The 25,939-nt window shown below is 27.6% G+C and carries 18 protein-coding genes, 1 tRNA gene and 1 pseudogene; 19 read left to right on the forward strand and 1 reads right to left on the reverse strand.

What is annotated here, in order from left to right; all coding sequences use genetic code 11:
• Positions 1-9 precede the first annotated feature (9 nt).
• The 19 genes and pseudogenes from coaE (at position 10) to holA (ending at position 25,602) form a co-directional block, all read left to right on the forward strand.
• Entirely contained in the window at positions 10-609 is a 600-nt protein-coding gene (coaE, locus tag AXY43_RS19015) for a dephospho-CoA kinase (RefSeq protein ID WP_026015823.1), read from the forward strand.
• A 14-nt stretch (positions 610-623) separates the two neighbouring features.
• Positions 624-1,259 carry a lytic transglycosylase domain-containing protein gene (locus AXY43_RS19020; protein WP_105411968.1) on the forward strand — a complete coding sequence of 212 codons (636 nt, stop codon included), beginning with the start codon at positions 624-626 and terminating at the stop codon, positions 1,257-1,259.
• Between the two features lie 97 nt (positions 1,260-1,356).
• Positions 1,357-1,442, forward strand: a tRNA-Leu gene (locus AXY43_RS19025).
• 398 nt (positions 1,443-1,840) lie between these two features.
• Positions 1,841-3,550, forward strand: coding sequence for a methyl-accepting chemotaxis protein (locus AXY43_RS19030; RefSeq protein ID WP_077829352.1), 1,710 nt, complete (start codon positions 1,841-1,843; stop codon positions 3,548-3,550).
• 287 nt (positions 3,551-3,837) lie between these two features.
• Positions 3,838-6,135 (forward strand): YhgE/Pip domain-containing protein, encoded by a 2,298-nt coding sequence (locus AXY43_RS19035; protein WP_105411969.1) that lies wholly within the window; start codon positions 3,838-3,840, stop codon positions 6,133-6,135.
• A 34-nt stretch (positions 6,136-6,169) separates the two neighbouring features.
• Positions 6,170-8,461 carry a YhgE/Pip domain-containing protein gene (locus AXY43_RS19040; protein WP_105411970.1) on the forward strand — a complete coding sequence of 764 codons (2,292 nt, stop codon included), beginning with the start codon at positions 6,170-6,172 and terminating at the stop codon, positions 8,459-8,461.
• A gap of 170 nt (positions 8,462-8,631) precedes the next feature.
• A complete protein-coding gene (locus tag AXY43_RS19045) occupies positions 8,632-10,542 on the forward strand; it encodes a sensor histidine kinase (protein WP_105411971.1) in 1,911 nt (636 codons plus the stop codon).
• A gap of 2 nt (positions 10,543-10,544) precedes the next feature.
• Positions 10,545-12,569, forward strand: a complete 2,025-nt coding sequence (locus AXY43_RS19050; RefSeq protein WP_105411972.1) for a sensor histidine kinase — start codon at positions 10,545-10,547, stop codon at positions 12,567-12,569.
• A gap of 195 nt (positions 12,570-12,764) precedes the next feature.
• A complete protein-coding gene (locus tag AXY43_RS19055; RefSeq protein WP_023974020.1) occupies positions 12,765-13,265 on the forward strand; it encodes a TspO/MBR family protein in 501 nt (166 codons plus the stop codon).
• Positions 13,266-13,576: 311 nt separating this feature from the next.
• A complete protein-coding gene (locus tag AXY43_RS19060) occupies positions 13,577-15,883 on the forward strand; it encodes an AAA family ATPase (RefSeq protein WP_105411973.1) in 2,307 nt (768 codons plus the stop codon).
• A gap of 407 nt (positions 15,884-16,290) precedes the next feature.
• On the forward strand, positions 16,291-16,626 hold the full coding sequence (gene spoIIAA / locus AXY43_RS19065; protein WP_011968156.1) for an anti-sigma F factor antagonist: 336 nt from the start codon (positions 16,291-16,293) through the stop codon (positions 16,624-16,626).
• 14 nt (positions 16,627-16,640) lie between these two features.
• Positions 16,641-17,072, forward strand: a complete 432-nt coding sequence (gene spoIIAB, locus AXY43_RS19070; protein ID WP_011968157.1) for an anti-sigma F factor — start codon at positions 16,641-16,643, stop codon at positions 17,070-17,072.
• Between the two features lie 10 nt (positions 17,073-17,082).
• Positions 17,083-17,838, forward strand: a complete 756-nt coding sequence (sigF, locus tag AXY43_RS19075; protein WP_011968158.1) for an RNA polymerase sporulation sigma factor SigF — start codon at positions 17,083-17,085, stop codon at positions 17,836-17,838.
• Positions 17,839-18,039: 201 nt separating this feature from the next.
• On the forward strand, positions 18,040-18,507 hold the full coding sequence (gene spoVAC, locus AXY43_RS19080; RefSeq protein WP_105411974.1) for a stage V sporulation protein AC: 468 nt from the start codon (positions 18,040-18,042) through the stop codon (positions 18,505-18,507).
• A 102-nt stretch (positions 18,508-18,609) separates the two neighbouring features.
• Positions 18,610-19,628: pseudogene (gene spoVAD / locus AXY43_RS19085) on the forward strand (stage V sporulation protein AD).
• A gap of 72 nt (positions 19,629-19,700) precedes the next feature.
• On the forward strand, positions 19,701-20,057 hold the full coding sequence (gene spoVAE / locus AXY43_RS19090) for a stage V sporulation protein AE (protein ID WP_011968161.1): 357 nt from the start codon (positions 19,701-19,703) through the stop codon (positions 20,055-20,057).
• Between the two features lie 234 nt (positions 20,058-20,291).
• Positions 20,292-22,811, forward strand: a complete 2,520-nt coding sequence (locus tag AXY43_RS19095) for a cation-transporting P-type ATPase (RefSeq protein WP_105411975.1) — start codon at positions 20,292-20,294, stop codon at positions 22,809-22,811.
• 4 nt (positions 22,812-22,815) lie between these two features.
• A complete protein-coding gene (locus AXY43_RS19100) occupies positions 22,816-24,507 on the forward strand; it encodes a ComEC/Rec2 family competence protein (protein ID WP_105411976.1) in 1,692 nt (563 codons plus the stop codon).
• Positions 24,508-24,567: 60 nt separating this feature from the next.
• The gene (gene holA / locus AXY43_RS19105) at positions 24,568-25,602 is read left to right on the forward strand and encodes a DNA polymerase III subunit delta (protein ID WP_011968164.1); all 1,035 of its coding nucleotides are present in this window, start codon (positions 24,568-24,570) and stop codon (positions 25,600-25,602) included.
• Positions 25,603-25,654: 52 nt separating this feature from the next.
• Here the strand turns inward: holA and rpsT are convergent, their stop codons facing one another.
• Positions 25,655-25,918 carry a 30S ribosomal protein S20 gene (gene rpsT / locus AXY43_RS19110; protein WP_011968165.1) on the reverse strand — a complete coding sequence of 88 codons (264 nt, stop codon included), beginning with the start codon at positions 25,916-25,918 and terminating at the stop codon, positions 25,655-25,657.
• Positions 25,919-25,939 lie beyond the last annotated feature (21 nt).

Consider the following 25,939-nt stretch of genomic DNA (forward strand, 5'->3'; position numbering starts at 1 on the left):
TTTTATAAAATGGTTAAAATTGGTTTAACAGGTGGAATCGGCACCGGAAAAAGCACTGTATCAAATATTTTAAGTAAAGAAGGACTAAAAATAATAGATGCAGATTCTATAGCTAAAGAAGTACTTGAAAATAATCCAAAGATATTAGAAATGGTTCGGGCACAATTTGGAGCAGGTTTCTTTGACTGGAGAGGTGAATTTAGAAGGAAAGAATTTGGAAACCACATATTCAGATTTCCTAAACAAAGAATAAAATATGAAAGTATAATTATGCCGTATATTAAACAATCAATTGAAGAAAAGATAAAATTGTACGAACAAAAGAATGAAAAGATAGTAATAATAGATGCTCCTACTTTAATTGAAAATAATATGCATGAGGAAATGGATTATATTGTACTTGTATATGCGGATAATTCAGTTCAAATTCAAAGGGTTATGAATAGAGATAAATTAACTAAAGTTGAAACTGTTAGTAGAATAAATTCTCAAATGTCTATGGAAGAAAAAAAAGAGTTTGCGAATATTATTATTGACAATAATACTGATTTAATTGAATTGCAGAAGCAAGTTTATGATTTTATTGATTTTATAAAACTAATATGCTAAGTAAGGAGAATATAATGAAGTTTCTAAGAAAAACCTTTTGTGCAATAGTATTCTTAGTAGTAATTGTATCAGCAATTGGCATAGGTTCGAGATATATTATAAAAGAAAAGTTTTTTCCTTATAAGTACCAGCAGTATGTTGATATGTACAGTTCGCAGTATAATCTAGATCCATTGCTAGTACTAGCAGTTATAAAAACTGAAAGTAAATTTGATGATGATGCGCATTCACATAAAAATGCCGTAGGTCTTATGCAAATAACGGTTGATACTGGACAATGGGCAGCGAAAGAAATGGGATATAATACATTCACTAAAGAAGACCTATATAATGAAGAATATAATATTAAAATGGGATGCTGGTACCTTAGGCGTTTGAATGATACTTTTGATAAAGATATGGATCTAACAATTGCAGCATACAATGCAGGACCAACTAATGTGCAATCATGGCTTGATAATAGAAAATACTCTTCAGATGGAAAAAGTGTAGATTATATACCTTTTGGAGAAACAAAAAAATATGTTGATAAGGTAAACACATATTATCATATATATCAATATCTTTATGATAAAAAAGACGATTATTTTGAGGCAGATAAGGTAGTTGATCTAATGAAAAGCTTCCTAAATGTACATTTCTTAAGTTAATTATTAGTCTCTGCCTAATAATTAACTTAAATATTTTATGAAAATTACTTGAATTTTAAATAAGAATAGATTATCATTAAATGAGTAATTTATATTTGCAGGTGTGGTGGAATGGCAGACACGCTATCTTGAGGGGGTAGTGTTCACATGGACGTACGGGTTCAAGTCCCGTCACCTGCACCAAAATTTGAATAAATTTCGTTGAGTTTGCTATTTTAGTAACTTGGCGAAGGTCTTATATATAACACATATTTAGTTATGAAGAATAGCTACATATGTGTTATTTTTTTGAAAAAACGTGTATTAGGATACATAATATATTTTTTATTTTAAAATCTTACCATTGTTTATAATATTATTACATGACTAATTAAACCTCTAAAATTACAAATAATAGAATTAAATTCAAGAAAGTTTTTAATGTTAATTAAGGAAACGACAATATAATTATTGTAATCATAGTTAAAAAATCAAATTTTAATGAAATTAAAAAGGTTTTTGTAAAAAAACATCGAATAAGTATTTATACAATATAAATTTATTGGATATTTATTATGTAATTAAAGGGGGAGTGGGTTTTAATGTTTAAATCGATTAAAGGTAAATTAGTATCACTTATATCTATGCTTATTATTTCAATGGTTCTTTTAAGTTTGTATTCAATTAATAACTTAAATGTGATCAATACAGTTTCAGCTAATATGTCTACAGAATTAATTCCAGGATTAATCCAATCAGGGAATATAAACACGATGACTTCTGATTTTAGAATAATGGAATATGAACATATAATCTCAACTGACAAAAATGAAATGGCTCAAAAAGAAAAAGATATGGAAGCGAAGAATAGTGAAATCCAAAGCAGTATGCAACAATATGAAAAAACATTTTATGATGATAAAGATAAGCAATTATTTGAGACAGCTAAAAATGATTGGAACCAATATTTGAAGGTGCATGAGAAAGTTATAAGCTTGAGTAGAAATTTAAGAACTGATGAAGCTATGGAAATTATGAATGGAGAAGCAAAGAAATATTTTAGCTCAGCATCAGAATCATTGACTGAATTGTCTAAGTATAATCAAGAAATGGGAGCGAATTTTTCTAAGCAGGGTAGTGATATATACCAAAAAGTAAAGAATATATCGATAATAATTATTTCAGTATTAATTATTCTTTCAATAATTATTTCATTTATGATTATTAAAGGAATAGTAGCATCACTAAAAAGTTTAAAGAATGAACTAGATGCACTTGCAGAAAAAGGTGGGGATCTAACTCAAGAAATTAAAGTTAAATCTAAGGATGAAATTGCTGGACTTGCAAATAGTTTAAATAAATTTATATCAAACTTAAGATTAATAATTAGTGAAGTCAATGAGAGTACTGAAAATGTTATACATATAAATAATGATATAAATAGTAAGATAGATAATCTATCAAGCACAATAGAAGAGGTTTCAAGTAGTACAGAGGGTATTGCTGCGGGAATGGAAGAAACGGCTGCATCATCAGAGGAGATGTTAGCAACATCTCATGAAATTGAAAAAGCTGTGGAGGGAATCTCGGAAAAAATTCAAGATGGATTAATATCAGTTGAAGGAATACAAAAGAGTGCAGATGCTGTTAAGAAAAATACAATCGAGTCACAAGAAAAAGCTAAGGCGATATTTTTAGAGACAAAAGAAGGTCTTGAAAAAGCTATTGAAAACTCTCATATTGTAGCTAGAATTAGTATATTATCTGAATCTATAATCGAGATTGCCGCACAAACAGATTTGTTGGCATTGAATGCTGCTATTGAAGCTGCTAGAGCAGGGGATGCAGGAAAAGGATTTGCAGTTGTTGCAGAAGAGGTAAGAAAACTTGCAGAAGAATCTAAGAATGTAGTTACTGAAATAAAGAATGTTACTGATAAAGTTACAGAATCTGTAGGCGATTTATCAAGCAATTCAAGTAAGCTTTTGAAATTTATTTCAAATAACGTAGATAATGATTATAAATCTATGATGGAAGTCGCAGATAAATATAGCAAGGATGCAGAATTTGTTAATAGTTTAGTTTCGGACTTTAGCTCAACTTCAGAGGAACTTTTGGCATCCATACAGGATATTTTAAAAACAATAGATCAAGTTGCAGAAGCTTCCACAGATGGAGCGGAAGGAACTACTGAAATAGCAGAAAAGGTAGTCGAAATAAATGAGAAAACTAATAAAATAATATTAAATATAAATGAATCTAAAGAGAGTACAAGTAAATTAATTAAAAAAATATCTACATTTAAATTTTAATAAAATTAATTGCTAATTTCAGATTCTGATACATAGAAGGAAGAGATAAGAATTGATTAACTATTAGTAATTTTATAGCCTTTAGCATAATAGCTAAGGGCATTTTCTTTATTTTTTTATCATACATTTCATCTTAATTGAATAGGTAAAGGTATAATAGTTAATTTCTCCAGAATAGAAATAAAGTTTTAAGTACGGAAAATAATTATTGGAGAAAAAATGACTCTTGGTCATTTTTGTGTGATATAATCTATACAAAGAAATATTTTCTGACAGGAGCATTGAATATGAAGAATATAATAAATATTTTTAAACGGGATATGAAGAATATATTTACTAATTGGGTGGCAGCACTTGTTGTAGTAGTTTTAATGATAATACCATCTTTATATTCATTAATAAATATTGAGGCATCCTGGGATCCATATTCTAATACGAAGGGAATAGAAGTTGCAATTGTTAATGAAGATAAGGGAACGGTATACAAAGAACATAGTATAAATTTAGGCGATGAATTAGTTGATAAGCTCAAGGAAAATGATCAATTAGGATGGGTATTTGTAGACAAAGAAACTGCCAAAAATGGTTTAACAAATGAAAAGTATTATGCAATGATTGAAATACCACAAGATTTTTCAGAGGATGTTACGACTGTAGTTAAGAAAGACGTTACAAAACCTAAGTTAATATATACTGTAAATGAGAAGAAAAATGTTATTGCATCTAAAATAACTGATGCAGGTGTAAAAAGTGTCAAAACTCAATTAGATGAGAATATAGCAAAGAGTATATCGGGAATAATGTTCAGATTATGTGATGAGGTTGGTATAGATATACAAAATAACAGATCTGAGCTTAGAAATATAATAGATTCAGTATATAAATTAGATGATAATATGCCAGAAATTGAAAAAATGCTAGATGAAGCAATTAATGGAACAATAAGTGCTTCTGAGTTAATGATAAAAACAAATGAGCTTATACCAACTGCAGCAGACACTGTTGATGAAACTGCTGAATTTTTAAATAATACACAAAGTTTTCTAAATGAAACACAAGGAGATTTGCAGAATGAATCTCCAAAAATTAAAGAAGATCTTGTTGAATGTGAAAATACGCTGGATATTATAGGAACAGAGCTTAAAAATATTGATGAAAATATATCACCGGAAGTAGAAAAGAAAGCATTGTTACAGATATTAGACACTTCTAAAGCAATTAGAACTAGTTCTAGCGATGCTAAGTCTAGATTGAAGAATATAAAAAGAGCTATTGATAAGATTAGTGAAATAGAAATCCCTAAACCTTCAATTGACAAATCACTACAAAGTTATGATGAAATAAAAAAGCTTCAGCAAATTTTTGATAAACAAGCAGATGTAATTGAAAATCAAAGAGATTTATTAAAGCAAGAAAGTAGGACCATTTCTAAAATCATAGATAGATTAGATAATGTAGATAATAATCTTGATAAACTAATTGATAGAACTAATAAAGATATTGATAAATTAAATAATGGAGATAAAATATTGGACATGCAGGATCTTACAGATACTAGAAAGGTATTAGATGATTTGCATAATTTAGTTTCTGATATAACAGATAATTATGATTCAGAAATTGTACCAACAATTAATAAGGGGTTTGACTCAATGAGCGAGATAATTGATACTGGGTTAAACTTATCGGCTCAAGGAAAAAAAACTTTGCCAGATGTTCAAGAGATGTTGAATACTTTCAAGAATGCAGCAGATTTATCTAATGATGAATTAAAAAAATTAAAAGAAAAGTTTCCAGATATAAGAGACAATGTACATGAGCTTGCGCAGAGATTAAAAAAAATAGATAACAAGAAAGATATTGATGAATTATTAGATATGATAACAAATGATTGGAACGCTCAAAGTGATTTTTTATCTAGTCCTGTAGAAATTCAGGATAATAGATTATTCCCATGGCCTAATTATGGATCTACAGTAACGCCATTTTATACAGTTCTTTGCTTATGGATTGGTGGATATGTATTATCAGTCCTAATTGGAACAGAGTCACATTCTATAGAAAATGATAAAGAATTAAATAAGTACGAGAAATATTTTGGAAGGCTATCGTTATTTTTATTCATAGGAATAGGCCAAGCTTTAGTAGCTAGCTTAGGAGCATTATTTATTTTGCATTCTTATTCAGTTCATCCAGTAATGTTTGTCTTCTATTGTATATTTATAAGTGTTGTATTTAATTGCATAATTTATACAGCTGTTAGTCTTTTTGGGTATGGAGGAATAGTTATAGGTGTGGTATTGCTTGTTATACAAGTTGCTGGAACCAGTGGCAATTTTCCAATAGAAGTTAATCCGGCAGGATATCAAAAGCTATTTCCATTTCTTCCATTTACCTATGCAATAAGTGGAGTTAGACAAATTATGGCAGGAGTAATATATTCAATATTATTTAAAGATAGCATTATATTATTTATGTTTATGATAGGGTCAATTATTATTGGAGTTTTGGCTAAAGAACCGATAAATGCAAAAAGAATAAATATTGTTGAAAAATTAAGAGAAAGTTCAATAATGAGTAGTTAAAATAATCTATATTGCAATACTAGGGGAATCAATTATGAAGAATATATTTAGAATATATAAAAGAGATATTAATAAAATACGTACTAACTGGGTAGCAAGACTTATGATTATGGTAATGATAATTATTCCATCTATGTACTCATTGATAAATATAAAAGCTTCATGGGACCCTTATTCCAATACAGCTGGAATTAAGATTGCTATTATTAATGAGGATAAAGGTACTGTATTTAAGGACAAGAATATAAATTTAGGAGAAGATTTAGTTGATAAACTTAAGGAAAATGATAAATTAGGATGGGTTTTTACAGATAAGGAAAATGGGGAGCAAGGTTTGCTACTAGAAAAGTATTATGCAACAATTGAAATTCCAGAAAACTTTTCTGAAGACATTACAACATTGTTAGAAAAAAATATTAATAAACCAAAGTTAATATACACGGTAAATGAGAAGAAAAATGCGATTGCTCCTAAGATGACAGATTCAGGTATAAAAACAGTAAAAAATGAGTTAGACGAAAATGTAATTAAGACAGTCTCAGGAATATTGTTTAGGATATGTAACGAAAGAGGAGTTGACATACAAGATAATAGGCCTAAGCTTAGAAAAATAGTTGATAACATATATGAGTTAGATGATAATGTGTCAGAAATCGAAACACTTTTAGATGATGCAAGCAACGGAACAGTTAATTTGAAAAATGTGTTAACTAAAACTAATGATATGCTTCCAACAATATCTAATGCTATTGATTCATCAAGTGATTTTTTAAATAATAGTAAATCGGTTTTAGATGATACTCAGGGAAAACTATCAGATATTTCTCCAACAGTAAAGCAGGACTTAATAAAATCAGAAAATGTACTCGATAATTCAAGTGTAGAACTTAAAAATCTAGATGAGAATGTATTACCAGAAGTATCTAAAAAGGTGTTATTAAATGTAAGGGATTCTGCTATTGCAACAGAAGAGACGATTAATAATGTTAAATATAAACTTAGAAATATAAAGAAACTCATTGATAAATTAAGTGATATAGAAATCAAAATGCCTTCATTTGGTGATAATGTTCCGAATATAGATTCGATAAAATTAATTACAGACAAACTAGATAAACAATTAAATTCAGTAAAAAATATGCAAGATGATTTGAAAGATATAAGTAAAGTGATTTCAGATAATATTGATAAGCTAGATACGATTGAAGATAAATTACAAATAGTAGCTGATAAATCGGATGAAGAAATTAAGAAAATAGATAATGATGGATTAAATGTGCAAACACTTAAGGATATTATAAAAGTTGTAGATGAAGTACATAGTTTGGTGGCAGATATTACAGACAACTATGATTCAGAAATTGTACCAGGAGTAGAAAAGAGCATTAATTCAACTAGAAAGGTTTTAGATGATAGCTTATCTATTATTGATGAAGGGAGAAATACATTACCAGAAGTAGAAAAATTGCTAAGTGTTTCACAGGATGCAACCAACTTAACTAACGATGAATTAACTAGTTTGAAAAGCAAGTTACCAGACGCTAAAAATAAGATTCATGAATTGTCAGATAAAATCAAGGACATGGATGAAGAAGATAAAATTGATGAATTATTAGACATGATGACAAGCAATTGGGAAAATCAAAGTGATTTTGTAGCTAGTCCAGTTGAAATAGAAGATAATAGATTATTTCCATGGCCTAATTACGGCACAGCTACGACTCCATTTTATACCGTACTTTGCTTATGGGTTGGGGGATTGTTGGCATCGGCTTTATTATCGCTTGAAGCACCTAAATTCGATGATGGAACAAAGATTAAACCATATGAAATGTATTTAGGAAAACTATTATTATTTTTGACAGTTGGAGTATGCCAAGCATTAGTTGCAAGTATAGGTAGCTTAATTATGCTAAAGGTTTATGCAGTTCATCCTATAATGTATATTTTTTATAGTATATTTGTAAGTATTATATTTGTAATTGTTATATATACTGCAGCAAGTATACTAGATGATGTAGGGAAAGCCGCAATTGTTATAATATTAGTACTTCAGATGGCAGGAGCAAGTGGTAACTTTCCGATTGAAGTTGCGCCAGTATTTTTTCAAAAATTGTTTCCTTTTTTGCCTTTCACATATGCAATTAGTGGCATGAGACAGATTATGGCGGGGATAGTGTATTCAATATTGATTAAAGACATAGCAGTTTTGTCTATATACATGTTTGTTTCATTAATTGCTGGAATATTATTAAAAGGATTTATGAACAGTATTACAAATAATTTTATGGAGAAATTAAAAAAGAGTGGAATATTGAGACATTAGTAGTTGTTAAAATAAAATTATTATTAATTGGAATAAATAGTCAACACAACTGATTGCTGGCTATTTTTTTCTGCAAAAAATTAATTGTATACATTTATTTATAAAAGTAAGGTGGCATAATAGAAGAAAATGATATAATAAGGTTATAGTTTCATAAAATAGGGGGAAAAATGGAAAAGTATAAAAGACTATCAAATGATTTTGTTATGAGTAAATCTATAATCATATATATTTATATGATAAGTATATTTTTATATTTTATATTAAAATTTATTGTTAATGATGCTAGTGCACATATACCTTTAATTTTTAGAATTTATTACATAACCCTAAGTATAATTTTATTTGTATTATTAAAGCAAGTGAGAAGATTTTACAAAAGATATGTTTCGAAGATAATAATAATATTTTTCTCATTAATGATATTTATATCATCGTTTGGATTTATAATGAAAATTTATGATGCAAATAGCTTAATAGAAATTAAAAATTATATAAATTTAAGCAGAGAGAGCATATTACTAATAGAAACTTTTGCTAGTTATGTATTAACTGAATATTATTTGGAAAGAAGAAAATTAAAGATAGAAAGTTACGGAATATTAATTTTAATTATTACATGTACGTTATTGAGTTATTTTTCTAATTTGACTATACTCTTTGTGAAAATTATATATACGGTTATTGAGATACCAGCATTTATAAAAATAGTTATGAATTTAAAAAAATCAAACTACTTAAGGGAACATGGATGGAGCATCATAAAAGTTTACATATCCTCAACGGTTCTGATATTTTTAATTAATATATATGCATTTAACAATAGCCAATATATAAAAGATGCATTAATTGAAGTCATACATTTTGCAAACTTTACAATGCTTTGGAATTTTATTATATCTAGGTTGGTTAAAGATCCATATAAGGCCTTATCACGTTCGTTGAATGATAAAAATGGGGAACTAGATGAACTAAATCATGAAATAGAATTAGGAAATGCTAAGTTAGAGAGTTCAATAAATTTATTAAGAAGTAAAGAGTATTTATATTCAACATTATTTAGGTTTATGCCCCATCCAATTATAATTCTGAATGCAGATAATGATAGAATATTATTTGTGAATAAACAATTTTTAAAGATTTCGGGAATCTCAAAAAAAAGAGAAATAATAAATAAAAAAATAAGCAATTATATTGATTTTGTAAATAATAATGCAGAAAATAAAGATTATGATGCAATTCTCTATATAGGAAATCAAAAAAAATTTATAAAGGCAGAATTTTTGCCTTATTATGAAAATGTATCATGGAAATTGCTATTGATTAAAGATAGAACTTCTAAAGTTCTTGTGGATGAAATAAGGAAAGAAGTTGAGAATAAACAAATTGAAGAAAGTATTAGGAGAGAATTTCTTTCAAATATAAGTCATGATTTGAAAACGCCGATAAATGTAATATATTCGGCAATGCAGGTAGAAAAAATATATGTTGAAAAAGAAGACTTTGATATATTAAAGAAATATAATGATATATCTAAGCAAAACTGTATCTCTTTAATTAAATTAACCAACAATTTAATAGATAATTCAAAGATAAATTCCCATTATTTAACGCCAAGATTAGAGAATATGAACATAGTTGAGGTCATAGAGGACAATGTAATGTCATTAGTAGAATATGTGAAGTTAAATAATATAGATTTAATTTTTGATACTAATACTGAAGAGTGTTACTTGGATATTGATCGTGAATTTATGTATAGAATAATTCTAAATTTAGTTTCTAATGCTGTGAAATTTACTAAAGATGGTGGACAAATATGCGTGGTGGTAAACGAATTTGATGATAAGGTCAATATATCTGTAAAAGATAATGGAATTGGAATAGATGAGGAATTTATATACGAAGCATTTAATAGATATTCAATTGGAGGAAATTGTAATCCTGACAGAAAAAGTGGGACAGGCATAGGGCTTTTTGTAGTAAAACAATTAATTGAACTACAAGGCGGAAAAATCGAAATAAAAAGAAATAATAATTTAGGGACAACTGTAAGTATTGAATTTATGAAAGGGATATAGAGATGTATAATGGTTTCTTAGCATTGGATAAAATAAAGATAAGAATTAGAGAAGTTAGAAGCATTCAGAAGTATTCATTTTTAACGGTACTAATAATTTTATGCTCTATTCTTACTGATAATGTTAATTTTTATTTGCTATTGAATAATATAATTGCAATATCTATGGGTTCGGCGTTTATTTATGTGTATATAATGAGGGGGAAGTTTGTCGGTAAAGGTTTTGTGGCAAGATTCAAAGTGATATATTTAATACTTATTATGATACTAGCTATAAATGTTACTGAGATAATAATGTTATTTAAGGATATTCCTAAAAGTTACTTCATACTTTTTTATAGCATGCACGCTACTTTAGAATATTGCATAATAAAAATAGGACTCCTGGTTAAAAATAATAATAGAAAGAGTCTTGTAATATGTATATCGGAAATAGTAATTATCATAATGCTTGGTATTGGCTTTAATGGAGGAAATGGAATACATAATCCTTATGAACTATCATTTTTTATATGGAGCATTACCATAAGTGTTTTGTTAAGCATAGGTTTGTGCATATCTACAGCACAAGATATGCTATCTAAAAGAAAACAATTTACCATTGCTGAATTTAGACAAATAATATTTTATATTTTTTCTATATTATTTAATTATTTGGGATTTATATGCCTTTATATGAGCTATGTGAAAGTTTCTGAATTTATATTAATTGTTAAATGTATTACTTTATATAAATTTTATGATTACATAATAAGTAAAGTAGTGGATGGTTCATTAAAAGAACTTAATAATAATATCGAAAATGCAACTAAAACAAAGAAAGAACTTAACTCTATATTAAGGAAAAGGAATTCTATATTAAATGAAATAAGTGTAATGATCAAAAAGAGTGGAGATAGGAATAATGAACTAATTGATTCTATTTATGGTGGTGTATTTCTATTTTACTTAGATAGGCTTCGACACATAAATAAGAGGACATTAAAAACTTTAAACATAACTAATGATGAGATCTTAGGAATAGAAATAAATGATTTTATAAAAATGTATTTTGATATAACGCTTGAAGATATTAAGAGAGCAGGCAATTATATTCCATGCATAAAAATGAAACATACTGATTTCGAAGTTGAAATATTTTTGGCTTCCATAGATAAAATAAGCAAGATTCTTTACATACATGATATAAGTGAAATTAAAGAAAATAAAAAGATGAGAGAAATTCTTGAAGAATACTTGCAAGAGGATGAAATAAAAAAAGAATTTTTCTCTAATATTTCTCATGAACTAAAAACGCCTATAAATCTTATATTTTCTGCATTGCAGGTTAATCAAATTTATTTTAATGAAAATAATCTAGATGGAGTAAATAAGAATAGAAAGATTATAAAGCAAAATTGTTTAAGGCTTATAAGGACTATTAATAATTTTATAGATGCTAATAAAGTTTCAGAGGGGTATCTAATTCCGAATCTAAAAATACATAATATAGTTAACATTGTAGAAGAGGTTTCGATGGCGTCTAATAAGTACATAAAATTAATAAATAATACTCTGACATTTGATGCACAGGAAGAGGAAATCTATGTTAAGTGTGATAAGGAGATGATAACTAGAATTATGTTAAATATTCTTTCCAATTCTGTTAAATATGGAAAGCAAGGTGGAAAAATAAATGTGAGTGTAGAGCTTTATATGGATAACAAAGTTGCTATAAAAGTTAAAAATGATGGCTTGAAAATTGATAAAGAAACCATTCCATATATTTTTGATAAATTCACTAAACTGAATAAAACTTTTAATAGACTAAAAGAAGGAAGCGGTTTAGGGTTATTTTTAACTAAAGCCTTAGTTGAACTTCAAGAAGGAAATATACGGCTCACATCAAATAATAGAGGAAATGAATTCACAATAATTATGCCTATGGCTCAGCAATTGCATGAAGATAAATTCAATAATGAAGATTGGGAAACAAATTTATTAGAAGAAAAGATAGATATAGAGTTTTCGGATATATATATTGAGTAGAATTAACTTAATAGGAAATGAAAAAAAGTAAGTGGATATGAATTTAATAAATTTATAGGTACTAAAAATAATTACAATTTGATATAAATAAACTTGTGATAAATAGTTTTATTAATTAATCATAGTTTTACATAAATAAACATATATTAAATTAGTTATGTTAAACTAATTACTTAAATTTGAGGTGTATAATTTATGTCAGAAAAGTCAGGGAATAAAAAAAGGATAAGAATTATTCCATTGTTTGTATCAATAATTATTCCACTTTTAATAGGGTGGCTTTCAACATTATTAGTTCCTAATATGAGATCAATATATGAAAGCTTAATTAAGCCACCTTTTTCACCGCCTGCAATGGTTTTTCCGATTGTGTGGACCATACTTTATATAATTATGGGAATATGCTCATATAAAGTATATATTTTAAAATATGAGAATATAGATGTAAGCTCTGCATTATTTGTTTACGCCATACAACTATTATTAAATTTTTTATGGACTATAATTTTCTTTGGGTTTAAGCTTTATGCGTTAGCATTTTTAGAACTTATTATTTTGATTATCTTTGTAATTTTAACTATAAAGAGGTTTTATGAAAAGATTGGAAATAAGGCATTTTTATTAATTCCTTATTTGGCTTGGTTAGTGTATGCAGGAGTATTGAATTTTTTTATTTGGATGTTAAATGAAATGTAAATTGTTGATATTCTATGTAATTAATATTTTTAAGATGGTTGCTAAGATTAATATCTAGGTAATCATTTTTTTATTTAATGCTATATTTTTCTCATATGAGTTGGAAAAGACAGAGGTATAAAAAAACTTAGAATTTCATGGTTGCCTGTGATTTTATTCTGACTTTTAATATTATTTATGTTTTAGTTTATAAAAAAATATATCTATTTTGCCATTTAAAGAATATTAATATTATATACTATCAATTTAGGGAGGGGTCTGCTTTGAAATATTTTAATTAAGTATATAATAGATTCAAAGTGGGATAAGATATGAAGAAAGAATTAACTCCAAATGAAATTATTTTTTGTACTTCGTGTACAGATAACATTAAAAAAAGTAATATTAATAGAGTACCCGAATTTACATCTACTTTAAATAGAATTAAAAAGAGCTTGAGTGTTGAAAAAGAAGGATACAATATATATTACGTAGATTCATTTTCAAAAGAGAAACTAGAGAATTTAATAGAGTGTGTTGAAAATATATATGAAAAACTTCCTGCACCAAAAGACATTTGCTATGTAACATCACAAGAACAACTAAATCCTACTGCATTGTTTTTACCAAATGGTAAAGGAAATATATTAAAAGAAATGATTGATGATATAAAAGAGAAATACTTTGAATGCATAGTAGAGTTTTATAGTAGTTCTTCAGATGAGGAAAAGGAAGATATTATTGAAGAAATAAGTGAAAAAAGGAATAATTATATAACAAAACTTATGGATTCAGCAAAAAATAAGAATTTTGATGTTAAAGCAACTAGCGGAGGATTTGTGTTTATTCCTTTGAAAGATGAAGGCAATGAGATGACTCAAAATGAATATGACAGTCTCGAAAGTAACACTCAAGAAAGTATCGAAAAACAAGCATCAAAATTAAAAAAAGAAGCAGAAGAAATTCTAGAGACATTAAAAGATATTGAAATAAAATCGATTAAGAAACTTAAAAGTATATACAAAGATTTTTTGAAAAAGAATATGCAGAGTCATAAGGATGATTTATTATTACAATTTATTTCCCAGGATGATGTTTATAAATATCTTCTTCAAATGTATGATGATATAGAAGAAAGAGTAGTTGAGTGTTATACTATTAATTTGGAAGATGATGAAGATTGTCTAAAAGATATATTCTCTAATTATAATGTAAATGTAATTGTTGATAATTCCGCCATAGATCATCCGAGAGTTATCTATGATGAAGATCCTACTATTGGAAACTTAATTGGTACCATTGAATATAGAAACAATAACGGGGGATATAGTACAGATATATCTTTGATTTCTGCTGGTAGTTTGTTAAAGGCTAATGAAGGATGTCTTATATTAAGATTAAGTTCGTTAATAAGTAGTGGTGTAAGCTACTACTATCTAAAGAAATCATTAATTCATGGCAAAATAAACTATAATTATACGAAGAGCTATTTAGAAATGATATCTCTCGCAGGATTAAAGCCAGAGTCAATTCCTATTAATTTGAAGGTTATTTTAATAGGAGACTATGAGAGTTTTCAGATATTATATGATAATGATGAAGACTTTAAACAAATATTTCCAATCAGGATAGAAGCGGATACCGAATTAAAATATAATGATATTACTAAAAATTCTATTGAAGGATTAATAAAAGAAAAGATAAAAAAAGATAACTTATTGAATATAACAGATGATGCTCTTAAGGAAATGATTAAATTCCTTGCTAGGGTCGCAGGTCAAAGAAATAAAATATCTATAGATGATTATTATATAAATAAATTACTGCATCTATCCAATAATAATGCAAAAGAAGATAAAAGAAAAAATATAGAAAAGCAAGATATAATTGATGTAGCATATGAAGATGAAAAGATTTTGGAAGATATAATGGATAATTATAAAAGTAAAAAAATATTGATAACAGTAAACGGAAGAAAAACAGGAATAATAAATGGGCTTTCTGTAGTTGGAAATGGATCCTATAGTTTTGGTAAGCCTATGAGGATAACATGCTTATCAAATATAGGAGATGGAAGGATAATAGATGTTCATAAAGAATGCAAAATGAGTGGAAATATCCATGAAAAATCGATTGGAATATTGCGAGGACTATTAAGTAATTTAATAAGTCCTTATGAAAAATTGCCAGTAGATTTTCAATTAAGTTTTGAACAGACTTATGGAATGCTTGAGGGAGATAGTGCTTCTGTGGCAGAGATAATATGTATTCTATCAGCTTTAAGTAAGAGGCCAATAAGGCAAAATATTGCTGTCACTGGATCTATAAATCAGTTTGGAGAAATTCAGGCAATTGGTGGGGCCAATGAAAAAATTGAAGGATTCCATAGAGTTTGCAGCATTATTGATAAAACAGATGGAAAAGGTGTCTTAATTCCAAGTACAAATGCCGATGAATTAATATTAAGATATGAAGTTGAAGATGATGTTAGAAATGGAAAATTTCATATATATACCATGGAAACTTTAGAGGATGCTATTGAAGTATTAATACTTGATGAAGGAGAATCAGTAAAAAGTTTCTTTAAGGAAATAGAAAATGAAATTTTAAAATATAAGGGTGGAAAAAAGAAAAAGTAATTATTGGCTTATTTAATAAGTCAAATCTTTAAGTTAGATATCTATAAGAAAATAAAATAGAGGATGATCTTATGATATATATTTATATGAGTATATCGAGATTATCTTCTATTTTTTATGCATTAAATAAAAGCAAGAGATTCATTTAATATTTGATAATTATGTAGTTTAGGTAATTATCGGTATCTTTATTTTATATATCCTTAATATATGTGATATAGGCGGATAATTAAGATAATGAGTTATAATAAATAGAAAAAAATGTAATAAATAGTTTGACGTTGAATAAAATAGTATGTTAAAATATGGTAAAAGATGAAATGAGGGAAAAGAGGAGGTGAACGTAGAATATCTTAAAACTTAAATATATAAGTTTAAAACTACATTGTGAGATATTCTTAATTAATATGTATTTAAAATTTGAGAAACAAAAAAATATTCTAATAACTACTCTTAGTGGTGAACTAGATCATAATAGTGCAGAGGAAGTTAGAGTAAAAATTGATGATAGGATAGATAGAGATAATATAGAAAAAGTTATTTTAAATTTTTCAGGAGTTACTTTTATGGATAGTTCAGGAATTGGAGCTGTCTTGGGTAGATATAAAAAACTATCGAACAAAGGGGGGATGCTTTGTATTGCAGAACCTAATAAGAATGTTAATAGAATTTTTGAACTGGCCGGATTGTACAAGTTAATTAAAAATTATAATACTGTAGATGAAGCAGTAAGGTGCATTTAGATGGAGGGGTTATCATGTCTGACAATAAAATGAGCATAGAATTTGTAAGCAAATCTGAAAATGAAGCTTTTGCAAGAGTTGCAGTTGCAGCTTTTGTTGCTCAATTAGATCCAACAATTGATGAAATAAATGATGTAAAAACAGCAGTGTCTGAGGCAGTTACTAATTCTATAATACATGGATATGAAAATAGAGAAGATGGATTAGTTAGAATTGAAGCAGAAATTAATGAAGATCAAGTAACTATAGCGATTATTGATAAAGGAATTGGAATTGATAACATAGAGCAAGCTATGGAGCCATTATATACATCAAGACCTGATTTGGAAAGATCTGGTATGGGATTCACTGTAATGGAGACATTTATGGATGCGTTAGAGGTTGACAGTGAAAAAGGTAATGGTACAAAGGTGGTAATTAAGAAGAAATTTAACGTGGTAAGTTAGGTGAAATAAGATGGAAAAAGAGGATTTAAAACGAGAGGATTATAATTATGATAAGAATCCCAAGCTGTTAGCTCTAGCAAGAAGTGGCGATACTGATGCTATGAATACATTAATAGAAATGAATTTGCCATTGGTGTCATCTATAAGTAAGAAATTTCTAAATAGGGGATATGATTATGAAGATATATTTCAAATAGGATCTATTGGGTTAGTTAAAGCTATTAATAATTTCGACTTAAATTATAATGTTAAGTTCTCTACTTATGCAGTTCCTATGATTATAGGAGAAATAAAGAGATTTTTAAGAGATGATGGGATGATAAAGGTAAGTCGTAATGTTAAAAGCCTTGCTAGAAAGATACATTTTCAGAAAGAGATTTTAACAAAAAAGCTCAAGAGATCACCTACTATAGAAGAGCTTGCAGATTATGCAAATGTTGATAAGGAGGAGATTTTATTTGCAATTGAATCTTCTAATAGCTTACAATATTTATATGATACAATACATCAGGATGATGGAGCTCCAGTTCTTTTAATAGATAAACTAAGTGAGAAAAGTGCAGATGATGAAAATCTTATTGAAAAGATAGCTCTTAAAGAAGCATTAAATAGTTTAGATAATAAAGCTAAGCAGATTATAATGTTACGTTATTTTAAAGATAAAACACAAGTTCAAGTAGCTAAAATGTTAGGTATAAGCCAAGTGCAGGTATCGAGAATTGAAAAGAAGGTTTTAGCTGAAATGCGGAAAAAATTAGAAGAATAAAATTTGCTAATTACACATTGGTAAGAAAAATGATAAACATAAAAAAGAATTATTATAGAATATGTATTTGTATAATTTTTTATTAAATTAGATCAAATATATATTCTATTTTTTTATAAAATATATGCCAAAAAATAACACGATTAATCTTAATAATTTTGCAAATGATAGATATACAGGTAAAAAAGGAGAGTGATCATCTTGACTAATAATAAAGAAGTAAATGAAGAAAGCATAAAGCAAAAATATAATGATATGGCCAATGAAGCCATTCCAAAATCAAAGATACTTAAAGATTGCTTAAAAGCGTTTTTAGTTGGAGGATTGATATGCGATGTAGGTCAATTGATTTACAATATTGCAGCAGGATTTGGAATTGCAGAAGAACAAATAATGAATATGGTTCCTATTATAATGGTATTTTTAGGAGCTTTGTTAACAGGTACTGGAGTATATGCTAAATTAGCTAATTTTGGTGGAGCTGGTACTGTTGTTCCGATAACTGGGTTTTCTAATGCTGTAGTTTCTCCAGCAATAGAGTTTAAAAAAGAAGGATTTATATTTGGAGTCGCAGCCAAAATGTTTACAATTGCGGGACCAGTATTGGTATATGGTATTGGTACATCAGTAATAATAGGAATAATTTATTATATAATTGCAATAATTTAAATCAAAAAAGGAATTGGAATTTTAAGATGGGGATATGTATTTTTTTGATAAATAATCGAGTTGCTTTTAATTCAAAAATGTAGAGGAGTGATTAATTTGCAAATGAAGAATAAAAAGATAGGAAATCAAACTGTAAAATTAGATAATCCACCCAAAATAATATCGACGCATTCTATAGTAGGCCCTAAAGAAGGGGAAGGACCGCTAAGTGAATATTTTGATGATATATTAAACGATGACATGTTAGGAAAGGAAAGTTTTGAAAAAGCCGAAAGCGAGATGATGTTTACAGCTATATCGCAAGCTTTAAAAAAAGGGAACCTTAAAGAAACAGATATAGATTATTTATTTTCAGGAGACCTATTAAACCAAATTATTTCATCAAGCTTTGCAGCTAGAGAATTCAGTATTCCATTCTTTGGATTATACGGTGCTTGTTCCACTATGTCAGAATCTTTGAGTTTAGCGTCAATAATTATGGACGGAGGATTTGCTAAATACGTGGTTGCAGCTACATCTTCACATTTTAGTTCAGCCGAAAGGCAGTTCAGATTTCCGCTTGAATATGGATCTCAGAGACCAGCCACAGCTCAGTGGACAGTGACTGGATCAGGAGCATTAGTTTTAGGACATGAGGGGAATTATCCGGAAATAACATATGTGACAACAGGAAAAGTTAAAGATTATGGGCAAAAAGATGCTAATAATATGGGAGCAGCTATGGCGCCAGCAGCGGCAGATACAATTGTAAATCATTTTAAGGATACAGGAAGAAAACCGGAAGATTATGAATTATAGCTACAGGAGATTTAGGCGTAATAGGAAGAGAACTTGCTGATAAATTAATTGAAGACTTTGGATATAATATTAGAAATCAACATATAGATTGCGGCGAAATTATATTTGATAATGAAAAGCAGAATACATTGTCAGGTGGAAGTGGTTGTGGATGTTCAGCAGTTGTTTTTACAGGTTATTTATATAAAAGACTTATGAAAAAGGAAATTAAAAGAGTATTATTAGTTTCTACAGGTGCACTTATGAGCACTACGTCTTCTCTTCAAGGTGAGACAATTCCAGGAATAGCACATGCAGTCGCTATTGAAATGAATTCAAATTAAGTAAGAGGAAACTTATAAATAAACGAGATGTTAGATTATAAAAATCTTTTGTTTGAAAGGAATGAAAAGTGAATGAATTATATAAGTGCATTCATAGTTGGGGGCATTATTTGCGTTATAGGTCAAATATTAATAGACGTCACAAAATTAACTCCAGGAAGAATCTTAGTAGTGTTTGTTGTGCTTGGAGCTATAGTAGGTGCTTTTGGATGGTATGATAAATTAGTTTCTATTGGCGGAGCGGGAGCTACAGTTCCGTTACCGAGCTTTGGAAATGCATTAGCTAAAGCTGCAATAAAAGAGGTAGATGAAATAGGATTATTAGGAGCTTTTACAGGTGGAATTAAAGGAGCTGCAGCAGGGATTACAGCATCAATATTCTTTGGATATCTTATGGCACTAATCTTTAATCCAAAAACCAAAAAATAAATAAATTTAATATGGAAAAATAATTGAGCCCAATGAAGATTATTATAGTAGAAATGCTTAAATAAAATTAACTTTTATAAATATGTATCGAAAATATATATAAGATATTAAAGTTTTGCCTTTTAATGTCTTTAAACGTATAATTATACTATAAATGAATGTATATATATAAAAATGAAAAATATAGTATAATAAAGAAGTTATTAATGAAGTAATTAGAATGGTGGGGTTTTTTTGGAAAAATACTGCAATAACTCTTGGGCTCAAATAGTTGAATTACTAAATAGTAATGTTCAAAGTGGACTTAGTGAAAATGATTGTGAAGCATTAAGATTAAAATATGGGACCAATAAGATTGATTTACCAAGTGGAAATAAAATTTATAAACATATACTAAATGCTTTAAAGCAAAAATCTATAATTATAAATTTGATAATTACAATAATTTTATTCGTATTTGAACATTATTTATTTGGTATAATAACAGCCTTGATATTATTATTAAATTTAATTTTAATAGTAATGCATACTATAAAAAGAGATAAAGAAATTGGAGCTTTAGAAAGGCTGAATTCTGCAGATACAGTAGTTATTAGAGATGGAGCCCAGAAAATTATAAAATCTGAAGAATTAGTAATGGGCGATATAGTAAAAATTAATAAAGACTCTGTTATTCCATCAGATATAAGAATAATAAGTGCTAATGAAATTAAAGTTGACGAAAAGAGTATAACAGGAGAAGCATTTTATAAGGAGAAATTTGAAAGTAAGATAGTAGGAAATATATTTTCTTTAACAGATATGAAAAATATATTGTTTAAAGGGTCTATAATAAAATCAGGTAGCGGACTAGGTATAGTAATATCCACTGGTAATTCTACTCAGTTAGGTAGAATGCTTACCATGCTTACGTATGCAAGTAATAGAAAACATAATTTTGGGACAATGATATCTAAAATTTTAGAAAGATATTTATTAATTTATTTCCTAGGAATTATAATTATAGGATCATATTTTGTATATACAGGACAAGATGCAAACAAAAATTACATATGCACAGCTTTATTTGCCCTTGGTTGTTTTCCAGTTACTATAATCGCGAAATTAGTTTTTAAAAATATAATTAAAAGCTTTAGGAATGAAAATATAGAAATAATAAATTTTTCAGTATTTAATTTAATTAAAGATGTTAATATTTTATTTTTAGATAAAGTTGGTGCAATAAGCAAAAAAGAAATGATAGTCAAAAAACTATTTATTAACGATAATTTGATATCGACTGAAGATCCGTATGTAAAAGAGACAACCTTTGATAGGATAGTTGAAATATCATTAGTATGTAATAACGCTATTTATAATCCAAGTGATGATAGTGGAAAAGGAGAGTTAGATGAGCTTGCTTTTCTAAGTTATGCTGCTAGAAAAAAAATCTACAAAGCTGCTATAGATAGTAGGAATTCTAAAATTTTAGATATACCTATGGATTCTGATAAAAGATTCTCTACAGTTGTAAGTAAATTTAATAACAGATATAGAGCTAATACTAGAGGAAACGTAGATGATGTTTTAGAACAATGTACACATGTCATGATAGAAGGTATCGAGAAAGAGATTACGGATGAATACAAAGCAAAAATAAAGGAAGTTGATATGAATTTATCTATAGAAGGGTTAATAACAGAAGGTTTTGCGTATAGAAACTTTACTTATGAACCATCTAAATCTGAAAATATAGAAAGCAACATGGTCTTTGTTGGAATAATTGGATTGGAAAATCCACTTGAAGAGAATCTCGAAAATACAATAAATCGAATTAAGGATAAAGCAATAGTACCAATATTATTTACAGAAGAAAGTAAATTAAGTGCTATAACAAATGCAAAAATGGCTAATATAATAAAGAATAATAATCAGGTAGTAGCAGGAATAGAACTGGATTCTTTAAATCATCAAGAATTAAAGGATTTGCTTTGTAGGGTAAGGGTTTTTTGCAGAGTAAATCCAGAAATTAAATCAAAGATTGTTTCATTATTTATAAAAGATGGCCATAAAGTTGCAACTACTGGTGAAACGTTAGGCGATCTTCCAGCACTCAACTTATCAAACGTAGGAATAGGTAAGGGAAAAGCATCTACAATTGTAAAAAAGGTATCAGATGTATATATTAAAGAAAATTACCTAGATGGGTTCTTTAAAATAAGAGATTTTTCCAGAGTATTTGATGGCAATATAGATAGAGGATTCAAAGTATATTTCATTGCTCTATTCTCAGAACTTCTAACTTTAGTAGGAAGTATTATAATGGGACAAACTGGAAGTTTAGAATTTGGAAATGTGGTAACGATAAATGGAGTTTTATTCATTCCATTATCATTAATAATATTACTTAAAAAAGGGCGAGATATTACTAGAAATGAAATGATAGTTAGATCATTTGTTCTAAGCATAATTACAATGGTTTCAATTTACAAACTTGGTGATAAGGAAGCAGCGATAGTGACATTAACTATATTATCAATTGGAATTTTATTATTTACATTGTTTAATAGCAATATTTCTATAAGAAAATTTTCTAACGAATTGATTATGCCTGTTATATCATTGTTAGTAATTATTATTGCCGTAATTAGTATGATTCTAATTAATGGAATATTAATTAGAGATATAATAGGAATAGAAATAGCAGCATCGATAATATTTTTATTAATCTTTGAAATTTTAGCTAGAAAGTGGCAAAACTCATTAATGAGGTGAGTTGATGTTCTCTAAAAAAATAGGAGATGTAGGAAATCCACTAATATACATATTTTTGACGCTTGCAATTAGTTGTATTTTCTATGGAATGAATAAGGAATTTAGGGGGCTTACAATATTCATTGTAGCCTTCTTTTTTATATGCATATTTTATTATTGTGGTTTCAGTTTCTTTGTTATTATGATTATTTTTTTTGTTGTTGGAATTTTAATTAATTGTTCCTATTATAAAATTCCAAGCAAAATAGACGGCGAAGTAAGGATAATAAAAGTAAGCAATTATGGTGTTATAGGAAGCTATGAAGGTAAGAGTATTACGATAAGAACTAATGATAAGAATTTAAGCGTAGGTGAAAAATATAAAATTATAGGAAAAGTTGATGACATACAAGATAGATATAATGGGATAGTTGGGGAAGTAGAGCCTAAAGTATTGTATAAGATTAATGGAGACTTGATAACAAAGCTTTATGAGATTAAAAGAAATATATATTTGCGGTTAGAAGAAAATTTAGGAACAAGAAAGGCAGGGTTAATATCATCAATTGCTTTTGGTTATTGCGATTATTTAGATTTTGAAGACAAAGATGACATGAAAAACTTTGGAATTATACATAGCATAAGCGTTTCAGGGTTACATGTAGCTATAGTATATGGTTTTATAAGAATTTTTGTTGGGAGAAATTTAGGAATTTTGGTAACTATGATATATGTTGTATTTACAGGACTCAATTATTCTAGTATAAGGTCTTTTTTAATGCTTGCATGTGTAGAAGGTGGACGTATTTTAAAAAGAAATAATAATTCAATTTCTGCTCTGTGTTTCTCTGCAACGTTTTTGGTTCTTTATGAACCTTATAGTATTTTTAATATATCTTTTCACTTATCTTATTTAGCTACTTTGGGAATAGCAATGTTTAATAAGAAGTTTAACAATACATTATATAAATTGAACATTAAATTAAGAGAAGCATTAAGTTTAACATTAAGCGCTCAGATATTTACGTTACCATATCTAATTTTAATTTTTAGGGATTTTTCAGCAAATTTTATTATTGGAAACTTAATTTTGGCTCCATTTGTAGATCTTATGGTTATTACAGGAAATGCATTGGTATTGACATATACTTATACTCAATTATTTGATTTTTGCAGTTATATAAACTTGAAAATAATAAATATGTTTGATTGTATTCTAAATTATATGGAGAACTTTTCATTGCCAATGTTTTATGGAAATGAAAATGTAGTTTTCTTCTATCTATTTTTAATGTTTAGTGCTTACTTTGTGAATAAAGGATATAAAAAGTTTGTTTATCTTCCTCTTATAGCTATTTTTATAATTACAATTCAGATATATAGTCCAATTCCAAGTATAAGGTATTATAAAGAAGGTGCTATTTTATTTTCTTATAAAGGTGATAGAATACTAATGTCCAATAAAAATCAAATTGATTTAAATAGACTTTCTAAATCAGCACTTGCAACAAAATATTTTAGACAGAGAAGTACGATTATTATGAATGGAATTTATAAAATAAGTTTCAAAGGAAAAGATTACGTTCTAGATACTGGTACTAAAAAATATCTATTAAAAGTTACAAGTGATAAAACTCAACATGAAGAGTATGATATAATAAATTTTAATGATAGGATCACTAATAACATATTTATAATAGACGGAATATTAGTATAGGTTTATAGATTTATATTAGAATTAAATTAGAAGCACATTTTATACGAAAGGAAAATTAAAGTGATTAATTACGAAGTTTATGAGCAAGAGATTGAAAAAGGAAATATAAAAAATGGATATATATTTTGTGGGTTAGATGAAGAATTTATTAAAGATGGAATAAGTCTGATTATAAAAAAGAATATAGCTGAAGAATTTATGGATCTTAATTTAATAAGGATAGATGGAATGAATACAAGTTTTGATGCTATCATGAATGCGTGTGAAACAATGCCATTCATGGGAGAAAAAAAAGTTGTGGTTGTTTATAGGTCTAATTTTTTACAGGACAAAACTGATTCGTCAGGAACTAAAATATACAATGATATTAAGAGCTATATATCAAATTTACCTCCATATACAGTATTAATAATGTATTATTTATTGAATGATAAGAGAGATAGACCAAATAAAAATAAGAAATTAGCTACTATTGGTAAATCATTAACAATAGTATATTGTGATAAATTAAAAAGGGACAAATATTTAAAGAAAGTATCGGAAGTATTTAAAGAGAAGGGAAAACAAATTGGAAGAACTGAGTTATCTTATTTCTGTGAGAAAGTCTATAATAATTTTGACATTATAAAAAGAGAAGCTGACAAGCTTATATCGTATTGTGGTGAAAGAGAGATAAAAAAAGAGGATATTGATATACTTATTTCAAAATCAAGTGAGGATGATACTTTTGATTTAGTTGAATTAATAGCTACCAAAAAAATTGATAAAGCTATAGATACTATGAAGGAAATTTTATATAAATCAGACCAGCATATGCTGATAATAAGTGCTATTCAAAAGCATTTCTTGAGATTATATGAGATAAAGATAAAACTTAGCAATGGAAAAAAAGTAGATGATTTTATGTCAGACTATAGGTTGCCGCAGTTTGTTTGTGAAAAATTAATAATGCAGACAAATAAATTCACAGAAAAGCAGTTATCAGAGTTAATTAAGCTTTGCGTTAATACAGAAACAAAGTTAAAATCAACTGGAATAGATAAGAATATGGAAATGGAATTCCTTTTAATAAATACACTTACAGTTAAAAAATAATATTTATTAAGAATATAAAAAAATAACCCATCTACTTAGATGGGTTTTAAGATTATGCCATAGAGTTTAACTTAGCAGCTAATCTTGATTTCTTTCTAGCAGCCATATTTTTATGAACAACTCCCTTAGTAGCAGCCATATCTAATGACTTAACAACTGATGTAAATAAAGCTTTAGCTTCTTCATTATTCTTAGCTTCTATAGCAGCTTCAAATTTCTTTATAGTAGTCTTTAAAGCAGACTTAATCATTCTGTTCTTTAAAGTCTTAGTTTCAGTAACTTTAATTCTCTTTTTTGCTGATTTTATATTTGCCATTCTTAATTCACCCCCTTAAAT

Source organism: Clostridium sp. MF28, assembly GCF_002969175.1.
In the GTDB taxonomy this organism is placed as follows: Bacteria; Bacillota; Clostridia; order Clostridiales; family Clostridiaceae; genus Clostridium; species Clostridium beijerinckii.